This is a genomic window from Streptomyces monomycini, from assembly GCF_022271435.1.
Taxonomy (GTDB): Bacteria; Actinomycetota; Actinomycetes; order Streptomycetales; family Streptomycetaceae; genus Streptomyces; species Streptomyces monomycini.
Genome location: NZ_JAFIQY010000029.1, coordinates 14,496 through 27,609, shown reverse-complemented (window position 1 = coordinate 27,609; position 13,114 = coordinate 14,496). Strand labels below are relative to the sequence as shown.

Genomic DNA, 13,114 nt, shown 5'->3' with positions numbered 1-13,114 from the left:
GAGCGCACTGCCCGGCGGCCACCGTCGCCGGACTTTTCCGTCTGGCGCTGTCCCCGTGCGTCGGCGCGGACGGCACGTCATACACACCCCGGCGAGCCGCCGGGGTGTGTGCCGCGATCAGGCTTCCGTGCGTCGGCGCAGGGCCGCTCGCTGGATCCGCATGAGCCGGCAGTGCTCGTCCAGCAGCCGCCGGTTCTCCTCGATCAAGAATCGGACCGTTCTTCGTAACTCGGCCGCCCGTTCCCGAGTCTGCTGCGCCCGCTGCCGTACAGCCTCCACCGCCATACCCCGACTATTCCAAGGCGGCGCTGCTCTGTCGACCACGACCGCGGACTCTGCGGCGACTTCAGCGCCGTACCTCGCCTTCGCCCGCGCGGCCACCACCGGTCGGACGGAACCGGGTCTTGGGGTCGGGCGGGGTGGCATGTCAGGCGGGGCGGGACGTGGTCGGCGAAGGCGCGGCTCAACCTTTCGATGGCGTCCGGAGGCAGGGCGTGGTCCACCACTCCGGCATCCACAGCGGCCTGCGGCATATCGGGGAAATCGGCGGTGCGCCGATCCTGGACGACCACCGTTCCGCTGCGGGCCTTCACGGCGCGGGCACCCTGCGCGCCGTCGCGGCCGGTACCGCTCAGCCCGAAGGACCCACCCGTTCCCCGTAGGAGGCGGCCACGGAGGCGAACAGGCGATCCGCAGCGGGCCGTACGCGGTTCACCGGCGGGCTCTCTTCCAGGTGCAGCGTGCCGTCCGCGCCGATGAGCAGGTGCCGGTCCGGCGGCGCCAGGTAGACCCGCCCGGCGGCAGTCCGCTCGCCGTCCTCGGCCAGGGTGACCGGCACCCGCGTGCGGCGTTCCAGGACCCTGTCGAGCACCGTGCGGTGATGCCGGGACAGGTGCTGCACCACCAGGACCGGCACCGGAGGCCCCGCCGTGAAGGAGCCGAACAGCTCCAGCAGGGCCAGCACTGCGGTGAGACGGTCCGTCGTGCTCAGGTCATCGGGGCTGTCAGGAAATACAAACGGCCGAAGTCCGCTTTGCGCCACCGGACCGGCGTACGCTCAACAGGCATCCGCGGACACCTCCACCGGCGCGATCACGGTGCGGACGGGGGCATCCGGCGGCCTCGGCGAGGGAGGTCAGGCCATGCCGCCAGCGGGCATTTCTCCGGCCCCGGACGGCCGGCTCCCCACCTCATCGCGTACCGGCCCTGGACCCCGGACGGCCGCGATCAGCCGTCGCTGTGTGCAGAGCCCCGGAGCCCGGTGCCGGGTGCGCAGGGAAGTGGTATAGCGTGCGCCTCCCCACTTACGCCGATGCGCTGCTGCGCATCTGGCACACCGATGACCCGCCGGGCCTGCGGCTGTCCGGCCAGATCGACCTGACCAACCAGACCGCGCTGATGGGCCACCTGCTCGCCCTCAACGGAGCACCCGCCGACGTCACCGTGGACCTGCGCGAGGTGACGTTCTTGAACTTCGCCGCCCTGCACGCCCTGGTCTCCTACGCCGAACTGCTGGGGCCCGGCCGGCGCCTGGTCCTGCACACCCGCACCTCCGTCGTCGGTCAGATGCTGCTGGCCTGCGGCTGGGACCGGCCCGAACTGCGCCTGACCCTCCTGGAGGAGACCAGCGATGAGTGACCCGCAACCACTCTCCCGGCCCGGCGGCACACCCCACGCGCACCACCTGCTGCTCTACGGCGGCGACGAGCAGTTTCTGGCCGCCGCCCTGCCCTTCACCCGCGACGGGCTGGCCGCAGGGGAGCCGGTCTTCATCGCCACCAGCCGGTACAACACCGCCCTGCTCAAACAGCATCTGGGACCGCGGGCCGAGCAGGTCTCCTTCGCCCCGGCCCACTGGCATCGCACGCCTGCCCAGGCGCTATTGGCCTTCCACGACCAGGCCCGCACCTTCCAAGGGCCCTCGCGGGTGCTGGGCGAGCCGCCCTGGGCCGGCCTGAGCGACGACCAGGCCCGCGAGTGGATCCGCTACGAGTGTCTGCTCACCCTCGCTCTGGCCTCCACCGGCGCCTGGCACCTGTGCCCCTACGACACCCGCACCCTGCCGGCCGGGGTCCTGCACGCCGCCCAGCTCACCCACCCGACCCTGACCACCGGAACCGCCCACCGGCCCAACCCCGCCCACATCGCCCCCGAAGAATTCAGCGCGGCCTGCGACAGCGTGCCGCTGCCCGGCCCGCCCGCCCACAGCGAACAGTTCCGCTTCGACGGCCCCCAGCACCTCGCCCAACTGCGCGAGTTCACCGCCCGCCTCGCCCGCACCGCAGCCCTGGCCCCCGACCGCATCGACAGCCTGCTGATATGCGTCGACCAGGCCGCCACCACCGCCGTAGGCCACGGCGCCGGCGGCGGCCACTGCCGCATCTGGACCACCACCGACGAAGTGCTCTGCGAAGTCACCGACCCCCACGGCACCCTGAACACCGCCCTGGCCGGATACCTGCCACCCGCCACCGCCCACCTCGACGGCCGCAGCCTGTGGATCATCCGCCAGCTCAGCGACGCCACCGACATACGCAGCAGCACCAACGGCACCACCATCCGCATCCGCATGAACCGACGCCGCCCCACCACACCACCCTGACGGCGCGCCGATGCGTCACCAGATAAGCCGTCCGGCCTCCAGACGGCCGCCCGACTGCGCCTGATGGTCTCCCGCCAGACCACCCACGCCACCGACATGGGATGCCGTCACTCCCTGGAGGCAGCTTCCGACTGACGCTGTCGCGTCGCTCGACACGAAGTCACAGGACTGTCGTGCTGAGCAGCGCCCGTTGCAGTTCGACTTTGCGGGCGGCCCCGCCGACTACGTGGGTGACGAACGTTCGGAGTGCGGGCTGCCGGGACGTTGTGTGAAATTCGATCTTGCGGATTCCGTGCGCTGGTGCGGCAGGCGAGGGCCTGTTCCTTCGAGCGCGCGGCGCCTTTCCGTGGCCTCTTTCTTCATCAGGTCGTCGGTGCGCGTGCTGTGCCAGATGGTGCCCTCCCACTTCACGTACTGAGGGTCACGGTCACGGAGGAGGACGGGCTTGAGGTGGCCGTGGAAGAGGAGGGTGCGGCCCTGGTTCCGGCGGAGCCGGCTGAACCACATCGCGCTCTTTTCATGTCGGGCGAGCCGGTTCGCTGCGAGGGCGGGGAGGGTGCCGCGGACGCGGCCGGGTGTGTAGGTGGTCAGGGGCCGGCTGGGCGGGCGCCAGGAGTCGGCGAGGGCCCAGTGGGCGACGGCGTCGCCGCTGCGGTCGGGCGGGTTGTAGGGGTAGGTGACGCGGCTGGCGACCTCGGCGAAGAACCGGGCCTGCTCGGCTTCGGTGCCGCCGGCCAGCCGACGCCAGTGGGGCGAGGCGATCAGCGGTGCCAGGGCGACGGCTTCGGGGTAGACCGCGGCGAACAGCCGCGAGGTGCTGTAGTCGACTTAGTCCTGCTTCTTCCGGTCGAAGGGGATCAGGACGTTGATGCGGTCGTCCCAGGTGTCCCAGGAGCCGAAGGGCGACGGGCGCCCATCCGGAGACCAGATGTGCGCGCAGATCATGAGGGCGGTCAGTACCGCATCGTAGGTGGCGGCCCAGCCGTAGCGCCGCAGGAGCAGCAGGTGACGCCGCTGGGCATCGATGATCTCCGGGAACCGGGTGAGGTCGACGGCGGGATGGTCGACGGCCCGGACGGCTCCATCTCCGGCAGCGGCTCGGCGCCGATAACAGCGAAGTCCGGCGCCGCCATCAAATACGAGGCCAGCACCACCGATTCCGCCCCGCCGGCCGACCGCAGCCGCACGGCCGTCCCGGCCAGCGCACCACCTGATGTCCGTCGTCGTCGAAGGGCAGCCAGTCGCCCGGCCGCAGCACCGAGCTCTCACCCGCGGTCATCGGCTCACCCCCGACGCGACCAGGGAACCGCCGCGCAGGGGCACCGAGACATCCACCGTCAGCTCGTGCGACCACAGCAGGGGGAACAGCACCGGCAGCACGGCCAGGGGCTCACCCGCCTCCGCGGCCCCGTCCATCAGCGGCAGCGGTTCGGCGAACACCTCTCGCAGCCGCGAGGCGGCCGGCTCCACCCAGTGCCGGGGGTGCCGGTAGCCCGCCAGCCACCGAACGTTGCGGACCAACCGCATCCGGGGGCGCCCAGCAGCCGGAACTCCCATCCCACTTCGGTGCAGGCCGCCGCCGTCGCCTCGACTTCACCACGTCCCGCGGGCCGCGACGGTCGGCCGGGCGGCAGTCGATGACCACGGCCGTCCCGTCGTCGCGGCGGGCGAAGTAGTCCGGCGCGTGCGAGACCGGCCTCCCGTTCGCCGCCGCCCAGAACAGCCAGAACGGCTGCGAGGAGATCCCCACCACCGTCGGGTCGAAGTCCAGCAGCATGATGTGGTCGCGCTCCAGCCAGGACTCGTAGCCGACGTGCCCGCCGGTGGTCGCCGACCACCACAGGTCCGGCAGGTTGCGCTGCCGGCGGTACGACGCGAAGACGCGTACGGGAAGGGCGTGCTCGAACGGCACCGCCCAGGCCTCCGTCAGCGGGCGCCGTAACTCCGTCCTGTCCGGGGCGACGTACGCAACCTCGAACCCGGTCGCCGGAGGACCGGCAGAACCACCCGGCAGCACCTCTAACGCATGCACCACGTCCTGCTACCCAGCCCCTCAATGCAAGGTCACACTGACCGCTGCAAGATCAGATGCAGCTTAGAGCTGACGTATGCAGAGTCAAGCAGTACCGGACAGGAGCCCCTGCTTGCAGCGGCCCCTCTCGTACGCCCGCCTTGAATTTGAAGGACCAAGGTATCGTCACTTCGTGACGATACAATCAGCCAAGATGACCGAAATTGGCCGGATGTGCACAGGAGGTGAGCGGGCCGGTGGGGTGGGTGACCATGATCGGCCCGTCCGACGAGCAGGTTGAGTACCGCCTTACCGGCGGCCACGGCTGCGGGAAGTCCGTAGCGGTCGACGCGGCCCCCCTCGTCGCCGCCCTCGAAGCCAAGGCCGAAGCGACTGGTGCCCCCGTCGCCTCCTTGCTTGGCTCCCGCGAGGCCAAGCGTGCCTTCTTCCGCGCCCGCGGCCTCATACGCAGTAAGGGCACGGCACGGTTCACCGGCTTCGACGCCGTCGAAGTCGCTGCCGCCGCCGGACTCGATGCCCGCGACCTCTACGGCGACCAGGCTCTTCCCCAACCAGCCGCCGACGGACAGGTGGACTACCACCTCGATGCCAGCGAACGCCCCCTGGTCTGGATCGGCAACGGCCTTACCGAGTTCGACATCACCCCCGGCAGCATCCTCGCCGCCGAGCACTTCCAGGCCGCCCGACGCCTCATGCACGGCGAGGACCCTCGGACCGGGCAAACCCTCGTAGAACCCAAGCTCGCCATCGCGCCGGCCGCCAAGCTTCCCGCCGCCCCGCTGGCCCGAGCCATCCGTCGGGCTGCCGCCGCACGCAGCGTGAACCCCGTTTCCCTGCTGGATTCCAAACGCAAGCAGGACGCCTTCCGAAGGATGGAGAGCCAACTCAAGCGGTTCGGGGAATCGCACCGTGTCCCCGCCTCCACTGTGCTGAAGCTCGCCGACGCCGTCGGCATTGACGCCGTCGACCTGTACGGCGAGGACACGTTGGAGAAGGCCGTGGCCGCCGAGGCGGGCGGCCACTTGGACGCCCGTGCGCTCTTGCGCGCCGTCGAGGCCCGCGCAGCCGAGACCGGACAACAGCCCGGTGACCTGTTCACCGCCGCGTCCATGAAGCGCCGGTACGCCCAGACCGAAGGCGAAGGCGAACGCCGTCTTCGGGATCTGCCGATGGACGTGCGCGAAGCCGTCGCCATGGCCAAGGCGGCAGGACTCGCGCCCGAGGACGTGTGGGACGCCGAGGAGATCAAGTCCGCTCTCCTCGAAGGCCGAGTGCAGGTCGGCAACTTCGGTGCCGATGTCACCTTGGACCTCGCGAAGTCGAAGTCCGCGTTCCTCGCCTACGCGCCCGAGGAGGTCGCCGCCCAGGTCGAGGGCATCTACACGGCCGCCGGCCGCGAGTCCATCACCGCCCTGGAACGGTGGACTGCGTACGCCATGCGCGGCCACCACGGCGACGGTGATGAAGCGGAGACCGTGGAGACGAGTGGGTTCTCCGGATGGATGATGGTGCACCGCGCTGCCCGGCCCGTGGACGGCGCCCCGTACGGCGATCCTCACTTCCACCTGCACTTCACCCTGGCCAACATGGTCAAGGGGACCGACGGCAAGTGGTCCACCATGGCCGGTGGAGGCCGAGACCTCCACCGGCACACCCGCGCGACCCAGTCCCTCATGAACGCCCGTATCCGCAGGGAGCTGACCGACAAGTTCGGCATCGGCTTCCGCCGCGAGGAGCGGACCGGCGCATGGGAGATCGCAGCGATTCCCGAGGCGACGATCCGCCTGTTCAGCAAGCGCGACAGCCAGGTCCGGGACCTGCTGACGAAGCTGGGCATCGACTACGACAGCGCCACGACCCGCGAGCGCACTGCGGCCTCCACCGCGTCCAAGGCTGCGAAGAACGGCGAAGCCGCCGGCGTCGGGGACGATGTCCTTCGCGCCTATTGGCAAGCCGAGGGGCGTGTCGCCGGTGACGACCCCGACGCCATCGCCGCCAGCGCGATGGAACAGGACCGAGCGGACCAGAACCCGTCCCTGGACGAGCTGTGCGCCCAGGTCTTCGACCCGAAGACAGGCCTGACCAGCCACTCCAAGGAGTTCACTCACGCCGCAGCCATCGCCGCCGTGCTGGACGCTCTCCCGTACGGCGTCGCGGACGCCGGCGAAGCCGAACAACTCACCGCTTCCGTTCTCCGGCACGCCGGGTACGCAGTCCAGCTCAACCCGAAGGGTGCCCAGCACTTCACACACGCCGACCGGTACACCACCGCGGACGTTGTGGCCGCGGAAACACTGATCGTCTCCGAGGCAACGAACCGGCTCGGCACACAGGCCGCCGTCGTCAGCCGCGACACGGCCGACATGACCTTGTCCACCGTCGAGGCCCAGCACGGTGGCGGTGGCACCTTCGCGTTCTCCGACGAACAGCGCGCCGTCCTCAATCGGCTGCTTACGGCCGGGCACGGAATCGACGCAGTCGTGGGCATCGCCGGAGCGGGCAAGACCACGATCATGGACACCGCCCGGCAGGCATGGGAGGCCCACGGTCTCGTCATCGCCGGCGCGAGTACAGCTGCCGTCGCCGCCGCGAACCTGAAGGCTGAGGCGGGCATCGAGTCCCGCACCCTCGCGTCCTGGCTCACCGGCATCCGTAACGGCGGCCCTGGCCTCACCGGCGTGGACGTGTTGGTCGTGGACGAAGCCGCCATGTGCGATGACCGCGACATCGCCGAGCTCCTCACCCACGCCGCGGAAACCGGGACAAAGATCGTTGGCATCGGTGACCCCAAGCAGCTGCACTCGCCCGGCATCGGCGGCAGCTTCGCCGCCGTGCACCACATCGTGGGCGGACTCAGCCTCAACGAGAACTTCCGACAGAAGGACATGGTCGAGCGTCGGGCCCTGGAGCTGTGGCGCGACGACAGCCGTGTGGAAGCCCTCCGGACCTTCGCTGGGACCGGCCGCGTGCACGCCCTCGCGGACAAGGACACCACCCTCGCCGCGATGCTCACTACCTGGGCCGACAAGCGCGCCGAGCACACCGACGACCACACCGCCGTGCAGCAGCTGCTCATGCTCGCCGCCACCAACGAGCTCGTGGAGGAGCTGAACGCCGGGGCCCGCGCCCTGCGGAAGGAGAACGGCGACCTCGCCGGTCCCGAGCATGGCTACGCGCTGCCCGGCGGCGGCGAGCTGATGCTGTCCGTTGGAGACCAGGTTCTCCTTCGGACCAACGACTACCGGGGCAAGATGAGCCGAGGCGAAAACGAAGATGTTCTGAACGGGCTTCGCGGAATCGTGCGGGCCGTGGACGAGCAACGCCGGGTGCTGGTCGAGTGGCGCGAGAAGACCGCCGACGGCCACCGTGACGTGGGCGAATGGGTGGATGCCGACTACATCGCGCAGGGCGGACTCAGCCTCGGATACGCGATCACCGGCCACAAGTCGCAGGGGCTCAGCGTCCAAGAGGCCCTTGTCTACGGCCCGGGCGCGCAGGCGAATGCGCTCTACACGATGATGAGCCGCGACAAGGAGGAGGCCCACCTCTTCCTGCCGCTCTCCGTCTATGAGAGTGATGTCGACCGTGCTCGTCACGGCGACGCACTCACCGAGCAGGAACAACTTGACCGCGCGGTCGCGGGCCTCATCCGCGAGATCGAGAACGGCACCGAGGAACGCATGATCCTCACCGAACTGCCGGGGAACGCGGTCCCTGCCCACGTTCGCCAGGCCGAAGCGGATCTTCCGACCCCGCGGGCACCCGGTACCGGAGAACCGCACGACGCAGACACCCCCGACGAGGACATGGGTACCGAGAACCGACCGGTCCCTGCACCCGCGGCGGGGCGCGAGGAGTCGACCGCGTCTCCGGTACCCACGCCGGCGGCCGATCGCCCATACGCTCAGCTGACCACTTCGGCCTTGCGCGACGCAGCGCGCAAGGCCACCGTGGCAGCGCGCGCCACCAGCGCGGCGGCCGATAAGGCGGAGGCTGCCGCCGATCGCGCTGAACAGCAGGCTGCTGCCGGGACAGGTCCGAACGTGCTCGCGCTCAGTCGTCGACAGCAGGACGTTGCCCAGCGTGCCGCGGCGATCCGCGAAGCCCGAGCATTGGGTGGCACGATCACGGAGTGCACTGACCGACTCCATCACACGCAGGCCCGTATCCAAGGACTCGAACAGCAGCTGGCCGCGACAGGCCGCTTCGGGCGTCCGGTTGTCCGTGGAGAAGACCGGACTGCGGTCGAGGCCGACCGTGACGAGTTGCTCCGTACGCGCGACGAGGACGCGCGGGGGGTGGAACAGATGAACACGCGGATCCACGAGGCCACCCAGCAGGCCGGGCCGGTCAGCGAACACGAAGCCGTGCTCACCGAAGCGGACCTGCCACAGGAGAAGAAGGCTGCACTCCTCCGGCGGGCCCAGGAGAAGGACAACCAGGCAGCCAAGCAAGTCCGGGCTGAGGCCTCCAAGGCGCGCAACACGTCCAACGGCGCGGCCTATCGCGTAGCTGGCCTTCGGGATGAGCTGTCAGTGCGGGCCGCAGGAAAGGCGCCTGCGTCGAGTGGTGCGCCCCTGAACCAGCATGGTCGGGGTGGGGTTGTTGTCTCCCCCTACACCGGGCAAGCCGACGCGCATGTGCATCAGTCTCACGATGGACCGAGCTCGCCACCCGTTGGCCCACTCCTGTAATGACGGTAGCGAAGACGCGCCGCGCCGCACAGGGCGCCAGCTTCACGCGCTTGGTGTTCGACGGACGGCAGCGACGTGAAGCAGCTTGTCTGCGATCCTGGGTAGGACATAGCACAGCCGTTGCCCTCCTTCCCGAAGCGGAGGAGGGCAACGGCTGCGTCGCTGGGGTCAGATCCAGGGTGCTTCGAGCCCGCTCAAGAACTGGGTCCAAACGTCTTTCGGAAAGAGGAGAGCGGGGCCTTCGGCGGCCTTGGAGTCGCGCACGGCGACCTTGTCGTCCACATTGGTTCGGCGGGCGAGTTCTACGCAGGAGCCCCCCTCCTGAGTGCTGTAGGAGGACTTCTGCCATTCGTCGGCTGCGGCCACATCGGGGGCCATGAGGTTGGTGTTGATGGCTACATCCACCTTCTTGCTAGTTCTTCCAGAAACTGGGGCGTTTCCCCTGGTCCCAGGGCTTCAGCGCGCATGGCGTCGAACTTACGCACGTGCGCCCAGACCTCGGTCTCCTTGTCCACGACGTTCACCGCACCGACGCCGTCCGCATGGACAGTGGTCGGGAACGGTGGATCGAACTCCAGTAGCGTGAAGTCACCCGTTGCCCGGTAGGCCGCCTTGGACGAAGGAAGTATCTGTACGGTCACGTTGTCGAGTTTCGCCAACTCCGCGATCTCTTCGTACTGCTCGCGCATGGTCCCGCGGTCGCCATAGACGTTGCTCACCGCAGCCTCGCCCATGATGACGGACAGCTCCACGGGGCTTTCGCCGCGGGTGATGAGTTCCTTGCGCTCCATCCTGAGCTGGATGTTGCGCTCGACGAACTCTGTAGTGGTTTCTTCGACGGGCTTGGCCGTCTCGAACAGGGCGCGCGCGTAGCGTTCCGTCTGGAGTAGCCCGTAGATCAGGTTCGGCTGCCACGCCCGCATCGTGCGGGCGCCCTCTTCCAGCCCTACGTACAGCGCCATGCCAGATGGCATCACACTGCGAAACGGTGACCACCACTCCTTGCTGAGGGAGTCGTGGTGCAGGTTCAGAAGGAACTCGATGTCCTTCTCATCCTTCACGCCGTAGCTCTCCAGCAGCGCGCGGAGCTGCACTCCGGTCCGCAGTTTGGTTGTACCGTTCTCTAGCTTCGACAGGCGGGTCTTGTCGAACGGCATGTTCGTGCTCGCCTCGGCCAGCGTGAGGCCAGCCTTCTCGCGTAGGCGCAGCAGTTCCTGCCCGAGCTGGATACGTCGGAGGGTGGGTCCCACCTTCGCTGCCACGTACTTAGCCTCCCCGATTCCTGTGTCAGCCGCCAGCGCTCGTGTGCCGGGGCTGGGCATCGCTGTGTCAGTTCTTGCCACCGCTGTTACCGCTGAGAGCGATGCTGTGCCGAGTCTGGCAGTGGCTGTGCATGTTGCAAACCCCCTTGTGTCAGCAACCAAATATGCCAACTTTTTTGCAACTCGACTTTGAGTTGCATCGTAACTTGCCGTTGCAGCACGCTGGTTGAGCTTCGCCAGAAGGCAACGTCAGCCCGAGGCGAGGAGTCCGTACGCATAGGTGACTTCCCCTCTCGCCTCGTGGTCCTTCCTTTCGCGCGCCGGCCTGTTCGGTCCTAAGTGAAGCGGAGGTTCGGGCACGGAGCGGAGAGCGGCGGGGGTGCTACCGCGGGATTGCCTGCGCCCCCACAAGAGCTGTGGAGGACTGAACCATGAAAGTTGCTTCGCAAGACGAACTAGCGATCAGTGAGCGCTCCTCGGCCTCTGCGGAGAGCCGCCTCCTCGACTTCATGGCGATGTCGTACCAGCCCACCAGCCACGCGGTCGGCACCCCTCCGTTGCCCCGGGTGGATGCTCATGAGGTTCGGGACATGCGCCACGACGGAACTGCTCGTCTTCGTCAGTGGGCCATCCGTGACGAGGTGGTCGCGACTGCGGACTACGTGATCGGCGAACTGGTCGCCAACGCGGTCCTGCATGGCGCCGTACCGGGCCGCGATGTCGCCCTCACCCTCTCGCGGTACGAATCGGCGATCGACGTCGCGGCGACGGACGGGAGCCCGGTCCTGCCGCGTCTGCCACACGCTTCCGCGGCCGGCCAGGACACGTACGAGAGCGGGCGGGGGCTGCTCCTCGTACGCAACGTGACAGCGCACTTGGGGGGCACATGGCGCTTCACCAGGTGGAACACGGGAAAGGTCGTCACCTGCACCCTGCCCTGCGATCCTGTCGGTGACCATCGCGACCGGGTGGCGCAGTTCTATGACGCTGCGCGGATCTCTGAAGCGCTGGTGTACCTGGGGCAGCCCGGCCTCTACTACGCCGACCCGGGCACGTGGCACCGAGCGCACAAGGTGGTGCGGGCGTCGCTGGCCACGCTCGCCCCTTTCGCGGAGTGCCGCTTCCGGGACCTGCCGAAGGCGGACCCCGCGCGCTACGAGATTCGCGCCTTCCTCGACTGGGTCCGTCGGCTGCGCGCCGATGACGCCGTCAAGACGCATCACCTGCTCGCCGCTGTTTCCCGGCTGCTCGACCTCGCCGAGGACGCTCCGCGGCGGGCGTGATGAGCCGAACCGTTTCGGTAGCCGCCGGAGCAGCGCCCTGTCCGCCCGCCGCCACGGCGACCCCACCCCTGACCAGAGGACCAGGACATGCCCCCGACCGACCAGCACAGCACACCGCCTTCGTGCCAGCACCGGCCGCTGTGCCCGACCGCTGACGGGGCGGACCGGGAAGCGGCGCACATCGTGGCAGCCCACCCCGAGCAGGGCTGGAGCTTGCTGTGCAATGGCGTACTGGCGTTCGAGGATACGGGTGAAATCCTCCCGAACGGGCAGGTCATCGCGCCGCACCGCCGGATGGTCGGGACGGGAGCGGAGGCGTGATGATTGGTTTCTCCTGGGGCGGCCGGCCCGTCCCCCGCTGGCGCCGTCACGCTTTACGCGCCCGCGGTCTCGACGATGCCGCACCGGGCACAGCACCGGCAGGCGACTATGTCACGGTCGACTGGGGGGACCGCCGGAACACGGAGTCGGACCCCGTCGTCACGTGGTGGGCGTCGCACAGCGTGTCCGTGCCCGGTGAAGCCGAGGAGACCCTGTCCGGAGGGCGGGTAGCGCACGCCATGCACGCGGTGGACTGGCTGCACGCCCAGGCCAAGAGGCTGAAGCTGCGCCCCGGGCACCCCGCGGAGATGTTTATCGGCGCCCTGGGGAGCGCCGACGTACGGCGCGAGTTCGCCGACCGCCTGGCCGGGGACTGCACCGGCTACAGCATCGCGGTCACCGCAAACGGCGTGCGCACCACCTTGGCGATCGGCTGCACCGTAGAGGCGGCCACAGCATCTGCTCCCGGTGCGCTGGTGGTCACTTTGGTGAGGGAGGCCGTATGAAGGCCGAGCCACTGCTGAACGGCCGGTGCTGGCGCGGGTGTGAGCCGACCGCCGCGAATCCCGCCGTCTTCGTCGGACCGGGGGACTTCTGCGGGCTGTACGTGCCGCTGTTCCTGTGCGGCCGGCACCGACAGCGGTTGCAGGAACGGTCCGGGTCCGCCATCGCGGGCTGCTCGTTGTGCGAGGCCATCGACGTCCCCGTGGACCGAGTCGGCGAGAACACCTCGGTGCTGACCTCCGTACGCCGCTGGCCCGACGGGCGAAGCGTGGTCATCCAGTGGGTTGCCGATGTCGCGCTCTACGGCTGCCTCCCGTGCCAGGAAGCGGTCCAGGAGGCCGTCTTCAAGGCCGCCTTCCGCGACCGCGGCCGGTACGCCGGCATTGCACGCCGCCCCCCTATTTCCGCGGCCTGAC

At 69.1% G+C, this 13,114-nt stretch carries 12 protein-coding genes and 1 pseudogene; 7 read left to right on the top strand and 6 right to left on the bottom strand.

The annotated features are described in order from the left end of the window. Window positions 1-203: 203 nt before the first annotated feature. Window positions 204-593 carry a chemotaxis protein CheB gene (locus tag JXZ78_RS41160; protein ID WP_372498450.1) on the bottom strand — a complete coding sequence of 130 codons (390 nt, stop codon included), beginning with the start codon at window positions 591-593 and terminating at the stop codon, window positions 204-206. Window positions 594-631: 38 nt separating this feature from the next. Next, complete coding sequence (locus tag JXZ78_RS27130) at window positions 632-964, bottom strand: chemotaxis protein CheB (protein WP_063726088.1); 333 nt, start codon at window positions 962-964, stop codon at window positions 632-634. Window positions 965-1,290: 326 nt separating this feature from the next. Here JXZ78_RS27130 and JXZ78_RS27125 point away from each other — a divergent pair, with 326 nt between their 5' ends. Beyond that, complete coding sequence (locus JXZ78_RS27125) at window positions 1,291-1,638, top strand: STAS domain-containing protein (protein ID WP_030020192.1); 348 nt, start codon at window positions 1,291-1,293, stop codon at window positions 1,636-1,638. Beyond that, window positions 1,631-2,602, top strand: a complete 972-nt coding sequence (locus JXZ78_RS27120) for an anti-sigma factor RsbA family regulatory protein (RefSeq protein WP_030020191.1) — start codon at window positions 1,631-1,633, stop codon at window positions 2,600-2,602. The genes JXZ78_RS27125 and JXZ78_RS27120 overlap by 8 nt, the downstream gene beginning before the upstream one ends. A 1,275-nt stretch (window positions 2,603-3,877) precedes the next feature. Here JXZ78_RS27120 and JXZ78_RS27115 read toward each other — a convergent pair. Beyond that, on the bottom strand, window positions 3,878-4,123 hold the full coding sequence (locus tag JXZ78_RS27115) for a hypothetical protein (protein ID WP_238783418.1): 246 nt from the start codon (window positions 4,121-4,123) through the stop codon (window positions 3,878-3,880). Window positions 4,124-4,244: 121 nt separating this feature from the next. Continuing rightward, window positions 4,245-4,514 (bottom strand): annotated as a pseudogene (locus JXZ78_RS27110) (TnsA-like heteromeric transposase endonuclease subunit); the annotation flags it as partial. A gap of 371 nt (window positions 4,515-4,885) precedes the next feature. Here JXZ78_RS27110 and mobF point away from each other — a divergent pair. Continuing rightward, on the top strand, window positions 4,886-9,328 hold the full coding sequence (gene mobF / locus JXZ78_RS27105; protein ID WP_238783415.1) for a MobF family relaxase: 4,443 nt from the start codon (window positions 4,886-4,888) through the stop codon (window positions 9,326-9,328). Window positions 9,329-9,496: 168 nt separating this feature from the next. On the opposite strand, the gene JXZ78_RS27100 is transcribed toward mobF, so the two are convergent. Then, complete coding sequence (locus JXZ78_RS27100) at window positions 9,497-9,733, bottom strand: DUF397 domain-containing protein (RefSeq protein WP_308281065.1); 237 nt, start codon at window positions 9,731-9,733, stop codon at window positions 9,497-9,499. Then, a complete protein-coding gene (locus JXZ78_RS27095; RefSeq protein WP_030020187.1) occupies window positions 9,724-10,590 on the bottom strand; it encodes a helix-turn-helix domain-containing protein in 867 nt (288 codons plus the stop codon). The genes JXZ78_RS27100 and JXZ78_RS27095 overlap by 10 nt, the downstream gene beginning before the upstream one ends. 431 nt (window positions 10,591-11,021) lie before the next feature. Between JXZ78_RS27095 and JXZ78_RS27090 the strand changes: the two genes are divergently transcribed. The 4 genes from JXZ78_RS27090 to JXZ78_RS27075 all read left to right on the top strand — a co-directional run bounded on the left by JXZ78_RS27090 (window position 11,022) and on the right by JXZ78_RS27075 (window position 13,113). Then, on the top strand, window positions 11,022-11,873 hold the full coding sequence (locus JXZ78_RS27090; protein WP_050502485.1) for an ATP-binding protein: 852 nt from the start codon (window positions 11,022-11,024) through the stop codon (window positions 11,871-11,873). 87 nt (window positions 11,874-11,960) lie between these two features. Further along, window positions 11,961-12,194 carry a DUF5999 family protein gene (locus tag JXZ78_RS27085; protein WP_050502484.1) on the top strand — a complete coding sequence of 78 codons (234 nt, stop codon included), beginning with the start codon at window positions 11,961-11,963 and terminating at the stop codon, window positions 12,192-12,194. A gap of 188 nt (window positions 12,195-12,382) precedes the next feature. Next, window positions 12,383-12,700 carry a hypothetical protein gene (locus tag JXZ78_RS27080; RefSeq protein ID WP_157851581.1) on the top strand — a complete coding sequence of 106 codons (318 nt, stop codon included), beginning with the start codon at window positions 12,383-12,385 and terminating at the stop codon, window positions 12,698-12,700. Further along, window positions 12,697-13,113 carry a hypothetical protein gene (locus JXZ78_RS27075; protein WP_030020183.1) on the top strand — a complete coding sequence of 139 codons (417 nt, stop codon included), beginning with the start codon at window positions 12,697-12,699 and terminating at the stop codon, window positions 13,111-13,113. The genes JXZ78_RS27080 and JXZ78_RS27075 overlap by 4 nt, the downstream gene beginning before the upstream one ends. The last annotated feature ends 1 nt before the right edge of the window (window position 13,114 follow it).